The 23,847-nt window shown below is 47.9% G+C and carries 11 protein-coding genes and 1 riboswitch; of the genes, 10 read left to right on the top strand and 1 reads right to left on the bottom strand.

Annotated elements, in window-relative coordinates:
- Nucleotides 1-36 precede the first annotated feature (36 nt).
- The 10 genes from C0623_08630 (at nt 37) to C0623_08585 (ending at nt 23,031) form a co-directional block, all read left to right on the top strand.
- Nucleotides 37-855: a peptide ABC transporter permease gene (locus C0623_08630; protein ID PLX99743.1), complete on the top strand. Its 819-nt coding sequence runs from the start codon at nt 37-39 to the stop codon at nt 853-855.
- A gap of 5 nt (nt 856-860) precedes the next feature.
- Nucleotides 861-1,676 (top strand): DNA-formamidopyrimidine glycosylase, encoded by an 816-nt coding sequence (locus C0623_08625; GenBank protein ID PLX99742.1) that lies wholly within the window; start codon nt 861-863, stop codon nt 1,674-1,676.
- Nucleotides 1,677-1,943: 267 nt separating this feature from the next.
- A riboswitch (cyclic di-GMP riboswitch) is annotated at nt 1,944-2,023 on the top strand.
- Between the two features lie 192 nt (nt 2,024-2,215).
- Complete coding sequence (locus tag C0623_08620) at nt 2,216-3,169, top strand: hypothetical protein (GenBank protein ID PLX99741.1); 954 nt, start codon at nt 2,216-2,218, stop codon at nt 3,167-3,169.
- Between the two features lie 122 nt (nt 3,170-3,291).
- Nucleotides 3,292-3,858, top strand: coding sequence for a hypothetical protein (locus C0623_08615; GenBank protein PLX99740.1), 567 nt, complete (start codon nt 3,292-3,294; stop codon nt 3,856-3,858).
- Nucleotides 3,859-5,096: 1,238 nt separating this feature from the next.
- Complete coding sequence (locus tag C0623_08610) at nt 5,097-13,787, top strand: hypothetical protein (GenBank protein ID PLX99739.1); 8,691 nt, start codon at nt 5,097-5,099, stop codon at nt 13,785-13,787.
- Nucleotides 13,788-14,027: 240 nt separating this feature from the next.
- Complete coding sequence (locus C0623_08605; GenBank protein ID PLX99738.1) at nt 14,028-17,576, top strand: hypothetical protein; 3,549 nt, start codon at nt 14,028-14,030, stop codon at nt 17,574-17,576.
- Between the two features lie 89 nt (nt 17,577-17,665).
- Nucleotides 17,666-18,973, top strand: coding sequence for a hypothetical protein (locus C0623_08600; GenBank protein PLX99737.1), 1,308 nt, complete (start codon nt 17,666-17,668; stop codon nt 18,971-18,973).
- Nucleotides 18,973-21,066 carry a type I secretion system permease/ATPase gene (locus C0623_08595; GenBank protein PLX99736.1) on the top strand — a complete coding sequence of 698 codons (2,094 nt, stop codon included), beginning with the start codon at nt 18,973-18,975 and terminating at the stop codon, nt 21,064-21,066. The genes C0623_08600 and C0623_08595 overlap by 1 nt, the downstream gene beginning before the upstream one ends.
- 5 nt (nt 21,067-21,071) lie before the next feature.
- Complete coding sequence (locus C0623_08590) at nt 21,072-22,382, top strand: HlyD family type I secretion periplasmic adaptor subunit (protein ID PLX99735.1); 1,311 nt, start codon at nt 21,072-21,074, stop codon at nt 22,380-22,382.
- On the top strand, nt 22,372-23,031 hold the full coding sequence (locus C0623_08585) for a hypothetical protein (protein ID PLX99734.1): 660 nt from the start codon (nt 22,372-22,374) through the stop codon (nt 23,029-23,031). Before C0623_08590 ends, C0623_08585 begins: the two co-directional genes overlap by 11 nt.
- A 332-nt stretch (nt 23,032-23,363) precedes the next feature.
- Here the strand turns inward: C0623_08585 and C0623_08580 are convergent.
- Nucleotides 23,364-23,847 (bottom strand): hypothetical protein (locus C0623_08580; protein PLX99733.1); only part of this gene is annotated, 484 nt, incomplete at its 5' end.

Here is a 23,847-nt window from a genome sequence, read left to right as displayed (position 1 = left end):
TAACTGGAAACTGATAACTGGAAACTGATAACTGGAATGTTGAAAGTTATTCTCCGTAATCGACTGGCATTAACCGGGGCGATTATCGTTGCCAGCATGTTTGTCCTGGCGATTTTCGCGTCGTTGCTCGGAGGTGATCCGGGGGCGATTGATATCTCGTCGCGCCTGCAGCCGCCGAGCTGGCAGCACCTGATGGGCACCGATGACCTCGGGCGGGATGTCTGGACCCGGATGCTCTATGCGGCCCGCATTTCGCTTCTGGTCGGGTTTGTTGCAGTCGGCATCGCAACCCTGATCGGCGTGATTCTCGGGGCGCTTTCCGGATTCTACAGCGGCTGGGTCGATTCGGTGATCATGCGCTTTGTCGATCTCATGCTCTGTTTCCCGTCATTCTTTCTGATTCTGGCGGTCATCGCCTTTCTTGAGCCCTCAATCTGGAACATCATGATCATTATCGGCCTGACCAGCTGGATGGGCGTCGCCCGTCTGGTCCGCGCCGAATTCCTCTCACTGCGCGAGCGGGATTTCGTACTCGCAGCCCGGGCGATCGGCGGGAGCGACAGCCGTGTCATCTTTCGCCATATCCTGCCGAATGCTCTCTCGCCAGTCCTGGTTTCAGCGACCCTCGGGGTTGCCGGGGCGATCCTGACCGAGAGTGCCCTCTCTTTCCTCGGAATCGGCGTCCAGCCACCGACCCCATCCTGGGGCAATATGCTGATTGCCGGCAAGCAAACCCTCGGTACCGCCTGGTGGCTATCGGCCTTTCCCGGGTTGGCGATCCTGGTAACGGTTCTCGGTTACAACCTGCTCGGTGAAGGGATCCGCGACCTCTTTGACCCCCGGATGCAGGACTAACGGCTGTGCCGGAGCTGCCGGAAGTCGAAACGGTACGGCGCGGCATTGAACCGCTGCTGGTCGGTCAGACCGTCGCGCGGCTGATCTGCCGGGTGCCGAAGCTGCGCTGGGAGATCGATCCGGAGCTCAACCGCAAGATTGCCAATCAGAAAATCAATGCCGTTAACCGGCGCGCCAAGTACCTGCTGATCCATTTAGATCATTCCGTTTTGGTGGTTCACCTCGGCATGACCGGGATCCTGCGTGTACTGGATGCTTCGGTTGAGCCGCTCAAGCATGATCATTTCGATCTCATTTTCCATAACGGAACATGCCTCCGTCTCAATGACAGCCGTCGATTCGGCGCTATTTTCCTGGTTGATGGAAAACCTGAAGAATCGCCGCCATTCCGGTATCTTGGGCCCGAACCGTTAAGTGCCAACTTTAATGTTGAATATCTGTTTGCCCGGTCGCGAAAATGCAGCGGCTCGGTCAAAAGCTTTTTAATGAACCAGAAGATTGTCGTCGGCGTCGGCAACATCTACGCCTGTGAAGCCCTGTTTGCCGCCGGAATCGACCCGCGGCGGGCCGCCCATCGTATTTCGGCGAGCCGTTATGAAGGCCTGGTCAGGCAGGTCAAGGCGGTCCTGACTGAGGCGATCCGCCAGGGCGGCACCACCATCCGCGATTTTGCCGGCAGCGACGGCAAGCCCGGTTACTTCAAACAGCAGTTGAAAGTCTACGGGCGCGAGGGTGAGCCATGCGTTGTCTGTCACGAACCGATCCGCAACGTCAGGCTGGCCGGGCGCTCAACCTTTTTCTGCCCGAAATGTCAGAGGTGAAAAACAGTTGGCAGTGGGCAGTTTTGGGCAGGGAAGGGTGAAACTACGTCAGATCAGATCTGAACAACTTAATAAATCGATTGTTCGGTAAAAAAAATTGTTTTCGATTTTTTGAAATTTCTGTTTATTTTTCAAATAATTAAAATTATTTACTAATTTAGTTGTAAATTTTAACTGACTTTTTGTGATTAGGCAGAGTTGACAAACACAGATGATCGTGTTTAATTCACTTGTCGATATTAAATAGCATGTGTTTGAGGGGGATACATTCCGAACGGCCAAACCTTCTGTGAAGAAGGGGCGGAAAGCCACGGGTCTTCATCTTTGAAGATAGCCGGGTTATCGAAGATACCCATCTTTGATAGCTCGGCTTTTTTATTTTGTAATGAATCCGGAGGGGATATGCGCTCAAAACTTTTCAAGGTATTTCTGTATATTCTGGTCATCATTCTATTCGCGCAAGAACTAATCGGGGTCAGATCTTCACATTTGACAAAATAAACTGTTTACCAATGCCATTGAACCGGAGGGGGTGAGAAATGGCGAGACCGTTGCGAATTGAGTACCCAGGTGCATTTTATCATGTGATTTCCCGGGGAAATGAAAAGAAGGAAATTTTTAAAACCAGGCGTGATCGGGAGCGATTTCTTGAATATTTAGAATCAGCAGTAAACCGTTACGGTGCCGTAATCCACTGTTATTGCTTGATGGTTAATCATTATCACTTGTTTCTGGAAACACCTGAGGGGAATCTTTCCAAGGTTATGCAATATCTAAATGGTGCATACACGATTTACTTCAATATCAAACATTGCCGTTCAGGCCATCTCTTGCAAGGCCGGTATAAGGCATTCCTGGTTGAAGCAGACACGTATGCATTGGAGTTGTCGCGTTATATCCATTTAAACCCGGTGCGAGCTGAAATAGTGTCGTTCCCGGAAGATTACCCATGGAGCAGTTACCATGCATATATCGGAAGGCATAATGCTCCAGACTGGTTGAACATTTATTTTCTGCAAGGTTTTTTGGGTGGAGATGAAAAGCAACGTTGCATTAAATATCGGGATTTTGTCAAAGACAGGTTGGCTGGTGATGATCCCAACTCCTCACAGCCGTTTTTTGTATCAACAATTTTAGGGAGTGAAGATTTTGTCTCAAGGATAAAGGAAAAACATTTAAACCCTGAGGCGAATAGTGCTGAGGTGCCTGAATTAAAAGCCCTACGATCAAGGCCGACTATCAAGCAAATTGTTGGAACCGTGTCAGGTAGGTTGTCTGAGGATCCAAAGCTGGCAAAGAAAATTATGGTTTATCTCAGCCATCAGTATACCGGCGAAAAACTTAATGTAATCGGCGAGCATTTCAACCTTGGTGTGTCTGGGGTTTCTCAATTAAGCCGTCGATTTAGTCGTCAGCTTAAGTGTGATCATGAATTGAAAAAATTGATTGATGTTTTTGTTAGGGAATTGAATCTGTCAAATGTGAAGATCTGACCCCGCAGAATTATCACATGCCGCAAATTAGGATTTGAGTCAATGATTGGACCAAAGGGCAGGCCTGAAAAATTGCCTCTCCATTTTTCCATTATAAAGTATGAATTAGAAGGAGAAATTTAATGAGTGGTATTTATCTATTTTTATTAATTGCTGTTTGGTTGTTTTTAGGTTTTTTAGTTTCTAGGGTTTGGGGGCGCTTTAAGCCGATCAGGCTTAAACAAAAAATTGTACATTTAGTGATTGCGGCTATCTTGTTTGCTGGTTGGTTCGGTGGGGCGTTCTGGATGGTGGTAGGGAAGAAAATGTATTGGGATGCCCAAGTGCGAGCATTGTGTGTAAAGGACGGAGGGATAAAGGTTCATGAGACCGTAACATTGCCTGCGGAGAAGTTTGATAAGTATGGCAATGTTGGAATAAAAAATAAAAAATTCATTGAGCCAGAAGATCAATATTATTACGAAATTGATAGAATAATTGTTCGTCGCGACGATCCTATTATAACTAAGTACATGTCGCGAATAGTTAGGAAAAGTGATGGTAATGTCCTCGGAGTAGCAATTCGGTATGGGCGTGCTGGTGGGGATATTCCTGGCCCATGGGCTCCGTCAACCTATAATTGTCCGGAAATTGAAGAATCTACCGGAAAGCTTGAAAAATCAATATTTATTAAGCGAGGGGCGCAATGAATGAGGTAGCTCAATATTATTCTTTTGCAGAATTGGCGTTTGCGGCTTATTCAGAATTTTACGAAGGGATGAGCCCTGTGGCTTATGCGGAGGAATTAGAGCGTAACGGTAAAGGCATGGCACCAATCCAAGCACAATATTTTTCTAAAAGTTGGCGTGTTCTTGACCAATACAATGGCATAGTCGAGAAAACATATTTTGATGAGTTCGGAGATGAACAGACAGTTCAAAACCCTACTGGTTTATCAGTCGTAATTTTTGAAAATAGTAATGGTAACCAGGTTGTGGCTATCCGCGGGACAGATGATTTCAACGATTTTGTTACAGATGCTATTGATATTGCGGTACTAGGGACTCCTGAATACCAAGCACAATATGCAGCGCTTTCCACACAGGTCCAGACTTGGATGGATAATGGAACGCTCAAGTCGGGTTTTTCAGTTACCGGTCACTCTTTAGGAGGTTTTTTGGCACAAGCGTTGACCGCGGAATTTGATGCTCTCGTTTTTGCAGCTTACACCTACAATTCACCGGGCTTTACGGTTCAAGAAGGCATTACAAATATTAAAACTGAATTTATGGATATTTTTGGACTTATCGATGCCGCAATACCAAACGACAAAATATCTAATATCAGGGCACTGCAAGGGGTATCGGCTACTGCTGGGTTAGGACAGATGATAGGGGAGATTCGGACTGTATCAATTGAAGATCAATTTCCGAACCTGATTGCAAATCACTATATGGTGAATCTTGTTGACGCTCTAGCCCTTTACAACCTGTTTGCAACTATTGATCCCTCTTTAAGCACAGAAGTTGTCAGTACTATAATAAAAGCGATACCAGCCAACAAAGATTTGATCCTTGAAAAGACACTTGCGGCAGTAGGGGCAATATATAGCAAAAAGTTCCCCACAACAGAAACTAAACGTGAAAATTTTTACGCCAACCTATATAATCTGGAGTCATCGCTTCCAGGTCAAGCAACTATAACTTCATTGGCCGATATTTCCTGTATATCCATTCAAACATCAGTCCAAAGTGACCCCGCTTATCTCTATGCGCTACTCAAACTTAACCCCTTTGCCATTACCGGTATCGACTATAGCCTTCATAACGTTGATGGTTATCTTGAGATTGAGAATTATTCTGAAAAGTTTATCGAAGATCGATCTCAATTTCTTTTCCATTTGACACACCCTGAAGCACCTTCTTCTTCAGACCGTCATCTAAACTTTTTGAATCTTGACAATGATACCAATCCTAATAATGACATTACTGCCCAGAGTTATGATGTTGATAATATGGTCAATATCAAAGGGCCATCAACTTATGTTTTTGGTACAGATGAAGGAGAGGATGTTGTTGGCGGTAACTGGTTCAGTGATGATCACCTCTATGGGATGGAAGGTAATGACACGATATCTGGTGGACTAGGAAATGATTATATTGAAGGAGGTAAAGGGAGGGACACGCTGAGTGGTGGAGACGGTAAAGACATATTTGCCGTCTTCGGCAATGATTCAGATTATGACACTTTCTTTGGTGGCGATAAGCACGATAAAATTATTGGTGGCGATGACAATGACATAATTCGTGTTCGTGAATTAGGTAGAGAACACTCAATCGAAGAAATAGATGGTATGGGAGGAGATCATAACCAAATCTTTGGGACAATTGGCGAGGATAAGCTCGATTTTACTGGCGCCAAGATCATACATATTGAATCAATTTTTGGTGATGCTGGTGACGATATTATTACTGGATCCGATAGTGACGATATTATATTTGGTGGTTCTGGTAATAATACTTTAAATGGAGGTAAAGGCTCAGATACTGTCATTGGTGGAATAGGACAGGACAATGTAATTGAAGGTGGTATTGGTGCGGACACACTATTTGGCAATGGTGGAAATGATACACTGACGGATCGTAGTGGATACGACACATACTACGCAATGTCGGGTGATACGATTGTCGATGCTGATGATCTTGGAAAAGTAGTTTTTGTTACTGGGGCAGGTACGGTTGCAGATCATGCCTTGGCAGTCAAAGAACCGGGAACAAATACACCGGTCAATTACTACGATGGCATTCGTCTTAGTAAGGGTTTTAAAAAGGTTACGAGTACTTCAAGGTGGGATTACTGGCTTAGTGAAGATCGGGTGTTCCGCTATGAAAAATCAGGAAGCAGCCTGATCGTCACACACCGAAATTCTGGCGACTCAATAACAATTCAAAGTTGGGCAAATGGTAACCTTGGCATCAGTTTGTATGAAATCCATGAAGAGCCTCCTGTTATACCCATCGACAGAGGGAATGACAACCCTCCACCTTTGCCGCCGGAGATCCCCGATGAACCTATTATCGAAAGTAATGGAGGGGATGTTGGCGGTGGTGGTTCGAATCCGGTCGATCCTGAAAATTCTCCTGTCGAAGAGCCTTCTCCCGATCCTGATCAGCCCCTCGTAGTTGAGAAAAGATACGAGACCCCCAAACCTCCACATTTGACAAATCCTACCAGTGATGTATTCCCCGAAGCGGAAAAGGTTGCAAACCAGGATAATGTATACGTTTCTGAAGATGGAACAATATATCGTGTAGACCCAGAAACCGGGAATGTGATTGTTGAGTTTCCTAGTGGGGGTATTTCCACAGTTAAAATTAATATGCTGGAGGGAAAACTCATTGATCCTTCCAACCCGAATGGAACTACTGCCGACGGCACCGGTGCGCCTGGCGATGTTGGGCCGGGTTCTGGTACGGCCTCGCCAAATTTCTCTTCTCCGCTCGTTCTCGACCTGAATGGCAATAACATCACCTCTGAATCGTTGTACGACAACCAAATCCATTTTGATCTCGACGGAGACAACTTCAAAGAACGGGTCGGTTGGGTTGAAAAATCCGATGGTTTGTTGACGATCGATCTGAATCAAAACGGTATTGTCGATAATGGTGGTGAGCTTTTCGGCAACTACACCAAAGACAAGGATGGAATCAATCACGAAAACGGATTCCAGGCTCTGGCCGATTACGACAACAACAGCGATAGCAAGATCGACATCAAGGACGAGGCCTTCCAATCGCTTAATGTCTGGGTTGATGCTGATCAGGATGGTGTTACCGATGCCGGTGAACTGAAATCTCTCGATGAACTCAATATCAAATCAATCAATCTCAATGCAACTGAGACCGGCACCCGCGAAGAGCTGAACTTCGTTTCGCACGAATCAACCTTCACGCAAAGTCAGACAGACTCCAGCGACAATATCCTCACCGATGAAAACGGCAACACCCTCACCGAAAATAAAGCGATTCGCGATGTCTGGTTCAAGCGTGATGCCCGCGACACGACCTATGAATTTGAAGGGGTTGTCCCGGCTGATGTTTTGTTGATGCCCGATATTTCCGGCAGTGGTCGGGTAATTAATCTCGGCCATGCGATGGCTATCGACGTTGATCTGAAAGATAAAGTTAATGCACTTCTGGCTGACAACTCTAATGATCTATCCCAGCTTTATTCAAAAGCGGATGATCTTCTCGCCAGTTGGACCGGGACTGAAGATATCGATCCATCAGAAGCTCGTGGTGTTCAGGAAATCCTGAATCACAACTACGCCAATCCGCAATTTAAATCAATTTTCCGTGAATATGCCATGGCTCAGGATGTGGCGATCCTGGAAGCGTTCAGTGGCCAGCCGTTCCAGATGTATGTCGATGGCGAGTTGACCGATGATGTTATCGGTACCGAAATGGCCAAAAATATGGCGGACAAGTACGCCTACTTACGTGAATCGGTCGTCATTGACCTTCTTGCCCAGGATTTGTATGGCAAAAATATTTATGACATCGAAAGCGGACGGCTGAATCGGGCGGAACTCTATTATCGACTTGAAACGACATTAATGTCAGGCGCCGGACATCCCGATTTTTCTCATGCTGCAACTTTACTGGCAGTCATGCTTGAACGTGACCAGTTGGCGCCACTAGATAATATGGATCGTGATATACTGCTTGACACCGATCTTCAGAACATACTCCTGACAAATGATATTGAACTGAGTGTCAATGTTGAGCGTGACATCATTGGTCATGTCCGCGATACCAGCTACCTGGGCAACCAGGGAGGGTCAACTATCGCTGATGGCAACATTCATGGTGGTGCCGGTGATGATCAGATCACCGGTGTTTATGGTGATGATGTGATTCGTGGTGGTGCCGGCAATGATGTTCTGAACGGCGAGAGAGGTAACGACATTATAAAGGGTGGCGCCGGCGATGACGTCATTTATGGTGGTGGCAGTTACGGTAATGATGTTCTTGAGGGTGGACAGGGGGACGATACGATCCAGGGCTCATCGCGTCCCACGACATACAAATACACCTTCGATGATGGCAATGATGTGATAAAGGACTTGGGCCAGGTCGGCAATACGCCTGACACTCTCATCCTGAACAATATCTCTTCGAATAATTTCACAATTACCCGTGATATGAATGACCTGATCCTGAAATTTGTCGATTCTGAACGTCCCGAATACGGTGATGTTTTCGGTTCTGTACGCATTGTTAGTGCTTTTGCTCAGGGCAAGATAGAACGCTTTGAGTTTTCAGACCGGGTTCTTGATTTTGATGAAATGCTTGAAGCAGGTCACTATACGGATAACACCCACACCTTCAGTATTGGTGACGGCACCGTTCTTCTTGATGAGTCCGGAGGGACAGACGCACTTTTCTTTGGTGCTGGAATTACACCTGAGATGATTATGGTTAAGGTCTTCGCTGATAGTGATCATCTTGTTGTCGCTATCAAGGAAGAGGGGACGACGATTGCCGAGCTGTCGGATCGCCTGATTATCAATCATGGTGCCGCCAGTGGAAAGCAGATCGAATCTTTTGCCTTTGTTGGTGGTGAAACCTTTGACCTGAATGGTTTCCTTGGTGCTTTTCAACCCGCAACCGATGGCGACGATATCGTTCTCTTCGCCGATGCTAATATTGATTATGAAGGTCTCGCCGGTAATGACATTATCCGTTCCGGAGGCGGTGATGATGTTTTATCTGGAGGGGCCGGTTCAGATACGATCAATTCAGGTCTGGGCGATGATGCCGTCGCAGGCGGCAGTGGTGACGATTCAATTGTCGATTCAGGTGGGAACGACACCTACCTGTTTAATCTCGGTGACGGTCGCGATGCGGTCCTTGACCTGTCTGTTTCAGATAGCCTCAATATTGATAAAATCACATTTGGCCCAGGTATTAACGGCTCAGATCTGATTGTCGAAAAATCAGGTAATGACCTGTTAGTTGGTCTTGCAGATGGCATCAACACTATTGATAACCTTGCTGATGTTGTCACGCTGCAAAACTGGTACCTGACTGAAAATCGAATTGAGAGTTTTGAATTCGCTGATGGGAGCTCTTTTGCCTCTGACGAAATACTTTCTTCTATGGCCGGATCAGGGGGTGTTGCCGTCGGGCTCGAAACAGACGACACCATAACAGGTGACAATCAGGACAATTTCATTTTCGGAATGGGTGGTAACGATACGCTGGCCGGTGATGCCGGTAACGACGAGTTGCAGGGTGGTGAAGGCGACGATCGTTACATCTTTAATCGGGGTGATGATGTCGACCGGATTATAGATAAGAACGAAATGGTCCAGGTTGAAGTTGACGGTTCAGAAACAATCGTTCAGGTCGATGCCGGGCAGGACACCCTGGTATTTGGTGATGGGATTAATGTTTCTGATGTTGTCGGACAACGTTCCGCCGATGACCTGGTTTTTGCTCTCAAAGAAACAGGAAAAACTTTTGATGAGTTAAGTGACAAGATTCGTCTCAAGGGTTGGTACAACGAGTTGACCCGGATCGAATCGATTGAATTTGCCGATGGTACGGCTATGGATATCGGCGAGATGCTGCAGCTGGTCGGAACCGAAGGGAATGACGATGTTCTCGGGGTCGCGGTTGATACGACCTTCACCGACAGTGCCGGCAACGACACCTATTCCGGATTGCAGGCAAACGATACATATACCTTCGGTCATGGTGGCGGTGAAGATGTCATCTCTGATGTTGACGGTATTGATAAATTAACCTTTAAAAACGGCATCTTGTCAAGCGATCTTGAAGTTGTTTGGGGGCAGGGCACAAAAGATGTCGTCGTCCAGTTCAAGAACAGTCCTGATCGGATTACCCTGAAAAACTGGTATGACTCTGTCGGCCGTATTGAAACCTTTGAGTTCGAGGATGGTACCGTTTGGGACGCGCAGGATGTGCTCAATGCCATGGGTACAGAGCGCGACGATGTTTTTAACGGTTTCGCTGGAGTTAACAATAGCCTCAATGGCAACGGCGGTGATGACATCATCAGTACGTATGACGGCAATGATTTTCTTGCTGGTGGTGCCGGTGATGACGGACTTGATACTCAGGCCGGAAACGACACCCTGGTTGGCGGCGAAGGCGCTGATTCACTCTGGGGAGGCAGTGGCGATGATGTTTATGTATTTAATCAAGGTGACGGGCGTGATCTTATTCTAGATGCCGACAATAATGTCAACGACGCCGGTTCAGATACTCTTCGTTTCGGGGCCGGAATTAGTCGGGAGTGGCTGACCTTCAAAGTCGATGCTGATAGCGACCAGCTCCTGATTGGCATATCTGACCCGACAATAGCTCTGGATTCTTTCGAAGACCATACCGACATCATTACCATTGAGGACTGGTATCAGGCAAAAAACCGGATTGAAACAATTGAATTGACTGAAACCGGTGAACTGCTGACCGTCCAGGACATCATGGCCCTGATGGGGACTGATGGCCCTAACACGATCAAGGCTTTAGCCGAAGGAAGTCAGCTTGATGGTGGCTCCGGCAACGATACAATTTATGGAAATACGTCGGCTGATGAACTTTCTGGTGGTAGCGGTGATGATCAGATTCTTGGCCGTGAAGGTGACGATATTCTGGCCGGTAATGCCGGCACAGATTTCCTGAATGGTGAGAGCGGCAACGATCTCTATCTGTTTGGAATTGGTGATGGCTCCGACACGATTTATGATGCGGCAACCATTACGCGCTATCAGTATGAAAGAGTCTACAACGTTTCAAATCAAACTTATCGTTGGGAGAAGGTTGCCTACCAGCAATCGGTGTCGGGTGGTGATGATACAATCAAGTTAGGGGACGGAATTGTCCCGGACGATCTGGATGTCAAGACCATTGGCAATGATGTCATCATTTCCTTGAAAAACAGCCTGACTGACAAAATTACGATCAAGGATTTCTACGGTGAGAACAGCCGTATCGAAAAATTTATTTTCAGTGATGGCCAGAATTTAGCCCCTCAGGACATCCTGAACCTTCTTTATACCGAAGGCAATGACACTGTCACGTATGATAATGATGCTGCCCAGATTGTTATGGCTAAGGGTGGCAATGATACTGTTGTGACCGGCCAAGGCGCTGATCAATTAACCGGTGGTGCCGGGAATGACATCCTTAATGGCGGTCGCGGCAATGATGTTTATTACTTCGGCCAGGGCGATGGCAGGGATCTAATTAAAGACTACGGTGCGCCAACCGAATGGTGGCACACCAGCTCCGGTGATGACACCATTCATATTCAGGGTGGACTGACCCGTGCCGATGTAATTGTTGCCTGGGGTGGTGTTTTTGGCGATGAATACCAGAATGATCTGATTATTGCACTTAAAGATGAAGGTAAGACCATTGACTTGTTGACTGACCGGATCCTGGTCAAGGACTGGTTCAACAAGCAGACGCAAATTGAAAACCTGACATTTGATGATGGATCGAGTCTCGACGGCCAGGGCATCATGGATGCAATTTTCACCGATGGTGATGAGACTATCAACCTTTCGCTAGCAGACCAGTCCGTTTATATCAATGCTCTGGGGGGGGCAGATACTCTTTTAGCTACAAGTCACAATGATTTTGTAAACGCTGGTGACGGAAATGATGTCGCAAGCGGTGCCGGCGGCAATGATTGGGTTAATGGTGAAGGTGGTGATGACGTCCTGAGTGGTAATGAGGGGGGTGATTACCTCTCTGGTGGCACCGGGAACGATACGTTGGTAGGCGATGACCTTCCTGATTACAGCAATGTGAATATTGAGGGTTTTAGTGATCAATTAAGTGGTAATGAAGGTGACGACACCCTGATCGGTGCCGGTGGTAATGATATCCTCATCGGTGGCACCGGCTCTGACAATCTTCAGGGTGGCCTCGGCGATGACCACTACATCTTTGACCGTGGCGATGGCACCGACATCCTTATTGATGACGCAGGGTATGACCAGACCGAATACGTAACCGATCGTTTTGGTCAGGGCGAATACAAGGTCGTTCGCCATTCTTTCGATGCCGGCAATGACACCATCTTCTTTGGTGAAGAGATTACGGCGGATGACGTGGTCTTCTACTGGGATCATGCCGTTGATGCGAACGGTCAGCCGGTTAATCGTGACACTGATATTAACAGCAACGACCTGATCGTTGCGTTGAAAGACCCCGCCAATCCTGACGCGACACCGGCTGAGCTGAGCGACAAGATCATCATCAGGGACTGGTACAAGCGGGTGGTTCCGGAAGCGTTGGACGGTAGCGACAGCAGCCTCGGCAATGAGGCCGATTTCCCGTTCTACGAAAAACTCAACAGTGTTGCCGTTAACCGGGTTGAGAACTTCCGGTTTGTCGATGGCACAGTCCTTTCCGGGCACGACCTGATTGCCGCTCTGCAGAGTGATCATGATGACCGGATTGAAGCGGTCGACGGTGAAGGCTCTGTACTCTATGGTCTGGCCGGTAATGACGTCCTGACTGGTCACCTTGGCGATGATCAATTGTCGGGTGGTGAGGGGAATGATCGCCTTGATGCCGGTTATGGCTGGAACACCATGGATGGCGGCATCGGTGACGATACCTATATCCTGAGCTCCGAGAACACACCCCCCTGGGTGGCCCAGGAGAGTCGCGATGTCATTACCGATATTGATGGTTTTGACAGAATCCTCTTCCTCAACGATATTGCCCGTGAAGATATACTCTTCACCCGGGACGGGGACGATCTTCTCATCAGCTACGGGCTTGAGCAGCAGCATGACGTTCGGATCGTTGGCAACAGTGTTGAGCGATTTGAGATGAGCGATGGCTCCTTCATCACCCGTGAGCAAATCAATTCCTCCCTGGAGGCAATTGCGCTTCTGAATGGCACGGATGTGTCTGGAGTTGCCTGGTGGAATTTATCAAACAATCTTGAATTGAAATCGATACTCTACAATGCCTGGACCGACCGGTTCGTTGACCATCAAGCGACCGCTGCTTCTGCCAACACGTTCACCGGAAATAGCGAGAACGAATCGGTCACCGGTGGGTCTGGCCCGGATAATCTGGCTGGTCATAGCGGCAATGATCAACTGTATGGCGGTGCCGGCGACGATTTTCTGAACGCCGGCAACGGCAACGATACTTATTCGTTCGAACGGGGTGACAATAACGACACCATTCTCGATGCTGAAGACCCGGATGCGATTACTGGTGGAACCATCGACACCGGTGATGGCGGCTACGGTGACTATGGAATTTACGGCGACCCGGGTGATGGCGATACCGGTGGTGCTGAGGAAAACGTGTGGGAGCCTGTTGCCAATGCCGCGCCGAGTGACGACACTCTGGCCCTTAAAGGCGATATCCGATTTGAAGATCTCGAGGCCTACTGGGCGACAGATGTCTACGATGCCAATAATGACCGCGCCAACGACCTCTTATTGAAAATCAACCCTGTCGATGGTTCTGATACCTGGAATAACCGGGAAGCGAATATCGATATTATTGTCAATCACTACAGTGGCCGTTCCTTATCCGAATGGATTCAGGACCCGACCACGAATCAATGGATCTAGGAACAGCGTCAAGTCACTCCTGACTTTCTTGCCGCTTACAGCGACAAGGCCCTGCGCCAGTTTTCTTATCAATTAACCGATGGCTACATCAATGAAGCTTATACCAACGATTTCGGCAGTATCAGATCTTACCTGGAGGAGACCAACAGTCAGACCGCCTTCTTCGAAGAGTATCGGCAAAACGCGGATTCAATTCTGATCAAACAGTTCTACGACAAGGACTACACGATCGAGGATATTTTGCTGGAAGCTGAAAATCGGGTGTTGTCGGCTGATGATGTTATGGAGCTTCTCTCGAGCGATAACAGCGAGATGATTCGCGGGGTTGACTGGTCGGACAATACCATCAGCGCCGAAGCCGGGGATGATGCTGTTGTCGGTGGTGAACTGAATGACATCATCTCCGGTGACACCGGAAGCGACCTGTTGAACGGCATGGAGGGTGACGATACCTATCTGTTCAATAAGGGGGACGGACGCGACACTCTCAAGGACGGCGACTACTACCTGAATGACATGATTAATGAGTCGCGATCCTGGGCAAGTCGTGCTGAATCTTTCGAATGGGGATCATCTGTCTGGAATGTTGATTTTAACGGCGCCGGCGATTGGGGTGGTTTTGATGTAGTCAGATTCGGTGTTGGAATCGACATGCAAAATGTCGATTTTGTCAGGGGCGGGCTGACCGGGGAAGGATCCGACCTGTACATCGGTTTCGGGGATAAAACTAATCCTGCCAATGTTGATCCGGATTGGGTGACGGAAGCCTTTGGCAATGCTGAAAGCTACGGGTTTAATCATGGTGACGGCAATACACTGACTCCTGACGCCAAAGTTTATCAGGATGATATTTTTCTGCCGGATCAGTTCAGTCCCGGTAAAACCATTGAAGAATTTGTATTGGCTGATGGCACACGCATCACAAGTGATGCTATTGCAGCCGGTTTGGATGCAAGACAGGCTTACATTAATCAAAACGAAGCATATCTCAATGCGATCGAAGTCAATGGCCGCGATGCTAAAGGTTATGCCGATCAGGTTTTCCTGGACGCCTGGCAACGAGTTGCTAAGACAATTGCCGGAACCGATGAAGCTGACATTTTGAGCGCCGGTGATGGCGACGATATCGTGTCTGCCGGTGCTGGCGATGATGTGATCAACGCCGGTTTTGGTGCTGACTTGATTGCCGGCGGTGCCGGTGATGATGCTTACCTTTATAACCGCTGGGACGGCCAGGACAAGATTGTCGATTCGGCTGGATTGGACAGTCTCGTCTTCGGTCCCGATATCCTTCTTTCTGATCTGGTCGCATCTCTTGCTCCGGATACGGGTAATCTGACTCTCGGCATTATTGACGAGGTAGAGAAACTGAAGACCGAAGCATCCGGCGGTTTCTATGAGCCGGTTCCCTCTGCGCTTTCCCAAAAAATTGTGATTGAAAACTGGCATGGTCAATCAACCCGGCTTGAAAACTTTGTTTTCAGTGACGGGGCCGAAATGTCCGCCATGGACCTCTATAATCATTTCTTCACCTCCGAAAACGATGATGTTCTGAACGGTCTTGAAGGGGATAACACAATCACCGCCAGGGGGGGCAATGATTCGATCATCCTGGGCGAGGGAACGCATAGTGTTGATGGCGGTTCCGGTAATGACCATATCGTTACCGGTTCGGGCGCTGACACGATATTTACCGGGACCGGGGCCGATATCGTCCATGCCGGCGCCGGCAATGATGTGGTCTCATCATCCGGTGACGACAACCTGTTCTATGGTGAAGCCGGTAATGATTCTCTGTACGGAGGCTTCGGCAGAGACGCCTATCACTTTAATTTGGGTGACGGTAACGATATGGTCCTTGATGCCGGTGGGATTGATGCCCTGGTGCTGGGTGAAGGGATAACGTTTGATGATACCTGGATCGTTCGTCAAGGGAACGACGTCTCGGTGGCCCTGGCCGACGGCAACCATGTTTTACTCAAGGACTGGGATACCCTCGAGCATAAAATTGAAAACATTGTTTTCGGTGACGGTCTGTCTCAATCGTTTGAGGAAGTGCTTGTCCTGCGGGCGAGAAATTATGAACTCGATTTTCTCGAAGACAATACCGCAGGCGGAGTTATTGAGCTGGGCAACCCGGGTGACGGTGTCGTCTACAGTGTGAAGGAGGCCGGTGCCAACGGTCAGCTTACTGTCAACCCGGATGGAAGCTGGAATTACCGGCCGAACGAAAACTTCAATGGCGCCGATCAGGCCATCGTGGAAATCCGGAACAGTGCCGGCGAGGTGACCACATCGACACTCAGGTTCAACGTCCTGCCGGTGAATGATGCGCCGACAGTGGACAGCATAACCGGCCAGTTTGCCGTGTTGGGTTCCGGGGTCCTGACCGGTGTGATCGAGGCAACTGACATTGACGGAGACTCCCTGACTTACCTGGTCAGCGCACCGCCGGGGCAGGGTGTCCTGTCGGTTGACCAAGACGGTGGGTGGTCGTATGAGCCCGGTCCGGATTTTTCTGATAGCGATACTACGACGGTGCTGATTGCCGATGGCAAGGGTGGACAAGTTGAGGCGACACTCAACTTTTCCGGGAATATTTACGAAAACGGTGAACTTGTCGTAGGCAAAGATGGCCCTGAGTTTTTGCAATTGAAGGATATCAGCAAGGATGACCTGCATCTTTCCAGAAACGGGGATGACCTTTATATCGCCGTCCGGGACAAGGGGTCGATTACTTTGACCGACTATTTCGCTGCAGCCGAAAACGGTGTTGACTATCTCGAAACACTTGAAGGTCCCTTACATCTGGCCAAAGAGGTCATCATCGAGCCGGGATATCATCGCTGTAAATGGTTCCGCAACAAGACGTATGCTGATGCTGATGCGAAATCGCTGGTATATGGTAGCCAGCGCTCTGAAAAGTTGTTGGGGGGTGATCAGAACGATGTCGTCTTCGGGGCCGGAGGCAGAGACAAGATCTATGGCAGGGATGGCGATGACACTCTGATCGGCGGCGATTCAAGGGATCGTTTATACGGAGGAGATGGCGCTGACACCCTCTATGGCGATGCTGATTCAGACGCACTTTATGGGCAGGATGGCAACGATGTGCTGGTCGGCGGCGACGGGAATGACCTCCTGAACGGTGATGAAGGTGACGACTGGCTTTTTGGCGATGCTGGTCGAGACATGCTTTATGGCGGTGAAGGCAACGATACTATTAATAGCGGACGTGGCGACGACAAGCTATATGGTGGCCGCGGCGATGATGTTTATTTGTTTAACAAAGGTGACGGCAAAGACAGGCTCTGGGATCAAGGCAGTTCGGGCTATTGTTCTTCCGATTATGACGATCATGACCATGACCGATTCGATGACGACGATCACGATAAACATAACCCGGGGCTGTGGAAGTCGAGTATTTGGCGACGTTTCAGTTTCCGGAAGCGGGATATTCAGCAAAGCCAAAAGAGCGGTGATACGGTCAGGTTCGGAGAGGGGATCGGCTCAAATGATATTGCCCTGTACATGCAGGGTGGGGATTTACAGATTCAATATGGAGAGGATGATGCCGTGAAAATCTATCAGCAGGGCAAGGCTGATAGAACGATTGAGCGTTTTGAACTGGCAGACGGGAGCTACCTGACCGATTTTGATGTGAATAGAGTTGTTCAGGCGATGTCTTCCTACGCTGTTACCGAGGGGATCTGCATGAAATCAATTGATGATGTCAGGAATAACGAATCCTTGATGTCAATCATCTCGAATTCCTGGCACCAGGCGTAGTCAATACTGACATGCAAGACGAGGCCCTGGCGTCAATTGATGCCAAGGTCTCGGTTTTTTAAATTTCGTGATCGGATGTGCAGGCGTTTATGCTTTTCAATAGATTGAAATTTATTGTTGGTACCGGGGCATTACTGTCGGTATTTGTCTCGCAACCTTATGCCGGCACCCTCGATTTTGCTGCACTATTGCAAAAGACTGTTTCCCATTCACTCGATTATCAAATTGCACTATCCGAAACGGAAATCGAGCGCCATAAACTGGGCGAAGTTCGCTCGATACTTTTTCCCAGCCTCTATTTAAGATTCGGCAACGAATATGCGCATATCATCGGAAGTGGTGGCGTTGATTCGGTTGGTGATGTCGTTATTGCCAACGATGAATCCTCCTTCAAACACTCAATGATTGCCAGTACAAAATATAATTTATTCAGTTTCGGTGTCGACAGCCTGGAAATCGAGAATGCCGAAAAGTCGGTTCAGATTAATGAACTGAATGCAAAAAAGGTTTTGCTTGAGGCCCAGTTGTCTGTATTGGCGAGTTATTCGGATGGCCTAAAGATATATAAAAGGATTCTCGCCGGTAAAAAAATCCTGAAAAGCAGAAAAATCATTTTTAAATACATGGAAAGACTTCACAAGTCGGGGACCGTTGATGCTAATGCGTTCAGTCGTGCCGCCGTTGAGCTGGCTGAGGAGTCAGCCCGATTGGAAGAACTGTATGTCGCATTGCAACAGATTTTATATGCACTTTCCGCCCTGACCGGTGAAGAGATGAATGTTGAAACTGTTGAGCTTTCAGACCTGAGGCCAGCAGAGTCATTTGACAAAACTTTTGATGTCCACCAGTTCCCTGAAGTCAGGGAATTTGGCATCTACATCGAACAGAAGAAAAATGAACTATCGGCCGCGAAGAGAAGGTTACTGCCGACGTTTTCACTCAGTGGTTCTTACCGGATGTTTGGAAGTGATACCGAAAGCTTCTCGCGATCCCTTTCTGACCTGGAGGGAAGGGATGTTGTCGTTACGATATATATGGATTGGCCTCTCTTTGCGGGATTTAAACAGAGCTATCAAAAACTTAAATTACGTGAAGAATTAAGGCGTCTGGAGTTATTGCGGTTGAAAAGAGTTCAGGAGCTTGAAAATGAAATCAATCTGAACCTGAAGATAGTTGAAAACCGTGCCGCTTCAGCCAGGTTGAATGATTCAATCTATTCGCACCTTGAACAGATTGAAGAAAATAATGTGCGATTATCAGATCAACAACTGATCAATAAGGTGACCTTTGAAAAGTCGATGATCGAAAATGCAGAAAATAAACTTGATTCTGAGATAGAAAAGATTGATCAGGATGTTGCAATGATCAAGTTAGGTTTGTGGGGGCAACAGATTTAATGAATTCAGCTTTGATGGCATTTGATCTTGTGGCTCGTGTCAACCGGGTCGATATTGATATACGTTCTTTTGAAAGGGAGTTCGGTACCGACGAGACGATCTCTCCAGAGGAGTTGGTTCGTATCGCGCGGCGGTTCGATTTCAAGGCCAAAATCAAGTCTCTCTCTATTGCCGAGTTGCTCGAGAAATACCCGCTGCCGGCGATTACTGTAAACCGGGACAGCGAATATCTGACCATTCTGAAAGTTGACCGGCAGGCGGGAAGGGTCCTTTATTTTAATCCTTATGAAAAGAAGACGGCTGAGAAGTCGATTTCCGAGTTCGAGTCTGATCTGGATAAAATTATTATTCTTGTACATAAAAAGATATCCAGTCAGGTTGTCTTCGGCTTCAAGTGGTTTCTTTATGAAATAACGAAATTCAAAAGAATAATTGGCGAAGTTCTACTTGGCTCGTTTTTCGTACAGTTGTTCGGCCTCGTGACGCCACTATTCACCCAGGTTATCCTGGATAAAGTCATCGTCCATAGAAGCCTGACGACCCTCGATGTCCTCGCCATTGCATTTCTGGCTATTGCGATATTCGAACTTCTTCTGAATATCTCCCGGAATTACATATTTATTCACACCGCACATAAACTCGATGCGAAGTTGGGGGCAAAGCTGTTCAAACATCTACTCGCCCTTCCTTTTATGTACTTTGAGAGCCGAAAGGTCGGGAATATCGCAGCGCGGGTGCGAGAACTCGACACGATTCGGGAATTCATAACCAACAAAGCTGTCAGTGTCATTATCGACCTTTTTTTCTCCCTTGTCTTCGTTGCCGTAATGTTCATTTACAGCGTAAAACTGACACTGGTTGTGCTCGGTTTTGTTTCGGTGATCGCCTTGTTGTATCTGATTATCACCCCTGAACTCAGGAAACGCCTGGAAGAGAAGTTCCAGATGTCGGCAGCCTCCAATTCCTACCTGGTTGAATCTGTGACCGGTGTGCAGACGGTGAAATCCCTGGCGGTTGAAGGCACAATGCAGAAAAAATGGGAAGATCACCTCGGTCGGTATGTTGGTTCGAGCTTCAGGCTGGCGAACATGTCGAATATCTCGGGCGCAGTGTCAGGGACAGTCCGCCAGTTAATGACCATTACGATCCTGTTTCTCGGGGTTAAGTCTGTACTACAGGGGAGTCTGACGATCGGTCAGTTGATTGCGTTTCAGATGTTTGCCGGACAATTTACAGGACCGGTTCTAAGATTGGTGAATCTGTGGAATGAGTTTCAGCAGGCACTTCTTTCGGTCGACCGATTGGGCGACATATTGAACCATCCGCAGGAGGTATCAACCGATAAAGCGATCACTCTGGCCGATCTGAAAGGGGCTATTCGTCTTGAAAATGTATCGTTTCAGTATTCAGCAAACGGCCCCAGGGTATTGAATTCAATTTCCTTCGATATCCGGCCGGGAATGAGTATCGGAATTGTCGGGCGAAGCGGAAGCGGTAAAAGCACCCTGGCCAAGCTGCTGCAACGATTGTATGTGCCAACTGAGGGTGCAATGTACATCGATGATATCGATATGCGTCATCTTAATCCGTTTTGGCTAAGATATAATATTGGCGTTGTCTTGCAGGAAAACTATCTTTTCAGTGGGACAATCCGCGACAATATTGCCCTGCCCAAACCTGACACCTCAATGGAAACCATAATTCAGGCATCACAGGTTGCCGGAGCGCATGAATTTATTACAAAGCTTCCTGAAGGATATGAAACAGAAGTGAGTGAGCGCGGTGCTTCATTGTCGGGCGGCCAGAGACAGCGGATTGCTATCGCACGGGCCTTGATTACCAAGCCAAGGTTGCTGATCTTCGATGAAGCGACGTCGGCTCTCGACTATGAATCAGAAAAAATCATCCGGGAGAATATGCATGCAATCAAGAGGGGGCGAACGACTGTTCTGATTGCTCATCGACTTGCAACCATCAAGGATTGTGACGTCATATTGGTGCTGGAGGATGGAGCGTTGGTCGAATCCGGAAGCCACAAAGACCTTTTGGCTCGTAAAGGTTATTACTACAAACTGTCTCAACAGCAACAGTAGATACTATGATCAGAAAAGAAAATGACAGCCATGAATTCAAGCCATTGCTTGTTGAAATCGAGGAGCGGCCGCTCAACCCGCTCGGGCGGGTAATCTACTGGCTGATTATTGCGGCCATACTTTTCCTTGGATTGTGGAGCTTCTTCGGAAAGGTTGATGTCGTTGTGACGGCCCGGGGCAAGATCGTTCCTGTCGGTGAAATCAAGACAATGCAGCCGCTGAATACGGGAGTCGTGCACGAGATTTTTGTCAGCCCGGGTGATCATGTTTCGAAAGGGCAGGTTTTGATGGAGATTGATCCTTCGGAAATTGACCCCGAACTTGAGTCGATGGAAATCGATCTGAAACAGGTTGATCTCGAGATTAGCCGACTCGAGTCCCTTCTGGCAAAGGAAGAGTTCAATCCGGATCATCGAGATAGTGAGCCAGGATTGGCCCGGATGCAGAACGAACTTTTCCTGTCGGAGCGGAAAAAACTTGAAAAGCAGGTTCTGGTGATCAAGGAAAACCTGGTGCAACTGGATGAGAAGCTGAGTTCTGAATGGCAGGTATACGATCAAACGGAATACCTGTATGGAGTCTGTGAAGATCGTCTGCTACGCCTGGGAAAAGTCCGAGATATTATCAGTCGCGATGAATATGAGCAGGCGGAAAAAGACTGCAGGGATTATGAGTCGCAATTATTTACCTCCTGGCATCGTATTGAAGAACTTCAGGCGAATATCTCCCAGGTGCGGGGAGAGCTTGAATTAACAACCTCAGGTGAGCGCAACAGATTGCTGACTGAATTGTCAGAAGCGCAGACCCGGCATCTTAATCTGTCAGCAAAGATCAAGCGAGCTGATTTCGTCAGTTCACGTCAACAGATCAGATCACCGGTGAATGGTTATGTTGCCCAACTTTTTATTCACACGCTCGGAGGTGTTGTCACCCCGGCAGAAAAGCTTGCGACAATTGTTCCCGAAGAATCAGGTCTGGTTGTCAAGGCGCTTTTACAGAACAAGGATATCGGTTTTGTCTCAACCGACATGAATGCCTCAATCAAGATAGATGCCTTTAACTTTCAGAAATATGGAGTTCTTGACGGCACTGTTCAGCATGTATCAAAAGATAGTATCGAGGATAAAAATCTCGGACTTGTTTATGAAGTCTATATCGATCTTGTTGATAATCATCTAATGGTCGATGGTCGCAATGTTCCGGTCTCAACCGGAATGAGCGCAACCGCAGAAATCAAGGTAGGTAAACGCAGAATAATCGAGTTTTTTATCTATCCACTTATCAAATACATGGACGAGGGAATCAGTGTCAGATAACAAAAACGGAATTAAGGTCGATACCCATGTCTTGATACTCCCCGATGCCGACAAAACATGGTGGGACAAATGTCAGGATTCAATGGTTAACGAACCGGTCAATCTCCATCTTTTGCAGGGTGTCAAAGGTCATATCGGGAAAGGGCGGATGATGGGGTTTTCTCGAGGAGAATCTCCTTATGTAAGCTGTGTCGATCCTGATGATATGGTTGTGCCCGGGGCTTTTCAGGCGTGTGTCGATGCCCTTGAAGCAAACCCCAAGGCATGTGGTGCCTATACAGATGAAGTATTGATAGACGAAAATGGAGGTGAACTCGAGAAGGGGATGTGGTCTGGGCATAAATGGAATCCTTTACTGCAACTAGAGCCAAAATACCTTCACCATGTTTTTGTGATGCGTCGAAAGTTTGTGGAGAGGCACTATGATGAACTGTTGAAATGGCCGGTAATGGCGGAATACGTACTGAAATGCCTGATCGTTCAACATGGTCCATGGGTACATGTCGACAGAATCGGCTACAAATGGAGAATCCACAATTCCGGCTCTCACCGAAGGTTTAACATGATGTCGACCTATGCGGCTCGTTGGCGGGTTATTCCTGTCCTGAAAAGAGCTGCCGAAAAGTATGGCGCAAAGATTCCCTTGTAAATAACGTCCTCTATTGTAAATATTTGTAAAAAAGCCACACCAAAATTGGCGAGGTTTTTCGTCGCACGCTAATTTGCATCGAATGTAACCCCTTTGCGGACCTCATAATCGGTATCTGAACCACTCGGAAGGTTTATAAAGGGTCAGGTCTCAACTTCTGACATCACCTAATAATTCTGGAACCATTTTTAACACTTCTATCGTTTCCGGGTCCTTCTCGGCATTTTAATGCCAGTAGACGACTTGGTTGTTATGCAGCAATTAAATCAGACTCTTTTCAACATTCAGTGAGCTCTCGATCAAATGTCAGAAGTTGAGACCTGACCCCGATTTCAGGTTAGATTGAATTTGATTTTTGACAGGTACATCTTCATCGTGATCGGCGGCAGGGCGGTTGTGAAAAAGGCGATCAGGACCAGGATCGAGAAAATCTCGTCATTGATCAGCCCGTACTTCAGGCCGATTGAGGCGACGATCAGCTCGACGGCGCCCCGTCCGTTCATCGCCAGCCCGACCAGGGTTGCTTCCTTGTGATTGAGGCCGCTCGCCAGTGAGGCCCCGCCGGCCCCGAGCATCTTGCCGAAGATGGCGGCCGCCAGCAGGATCATGATTTCCGGCAGATGGGTTCTGAAGATGCCAAAGGTCACATGGAAGGAGAGGCTGACGAAAAAGATCGGTCCGAGAAAGCCGTAGGTAATGGCGACAAAACGGTCGGTAATCTTGACCATCAGGTCGTGGCTGACCACCCCTTCACTGACAAATAGCCCGGCGATGTAGGCGCCGATAATAATGTGAAGTTCGGCCAGTTCGGCGAGG

This window comes from Desulfuromonas sp., from assembly GCA_002869615.1.
GTDB lineage: Bacteria > Desulfobacterota > Desulfuromonadia > Desulfuromonadales > UBA2294 > BM707.
This window is presented reverse-complemented; position numbering and strand designations above follow the sequence as displayed.

Excerpts from the sequence above, each read along its gene's own strand:
- C0623_08600 (PLX99737.1), top strand. The coding sequence starts at position 17,666 with ATGCTTTTCAATAGATTGAAATTTATTGTTGGTACCGGGGCATTACTG.
- C0623_08630 (PLX99743.1), top strand. The coding sequence starts at position 37 with ATGTTGAAAGTTATTCTCCGTAATCGACTGGCATTAACCGGGGCGATT.
- C0623_08590 (PLX99735.1), top strand. The coding sequence starts at position 21,072 with ATGATCAGAAAAGAAAATGACAGCCATGAATTCAAGCCATTGCTTGTT.
- C0623_08615 (PLX99740.1), top strand. The coding sequence starts at position 3,292 with ATGAGTGGTATTTATCTATTTTTATTAATTGCTGTTTGGTTGTTTTTA.
- C0623_08620 (PLX99741.1), top strand. The coding sequence starts at position 2,216 with ATGGCGAGACCGTTGCGAATTGAGTACCCAGGTGCATTTTATCATGTG.
- C0623_08595 (PLX99736.1), top strand. The coding sequence starts at position 18,973 with ATGAATTCAGCTTTGATGGCATTTGATCTTGTGGCTCGTGTCAACCGG.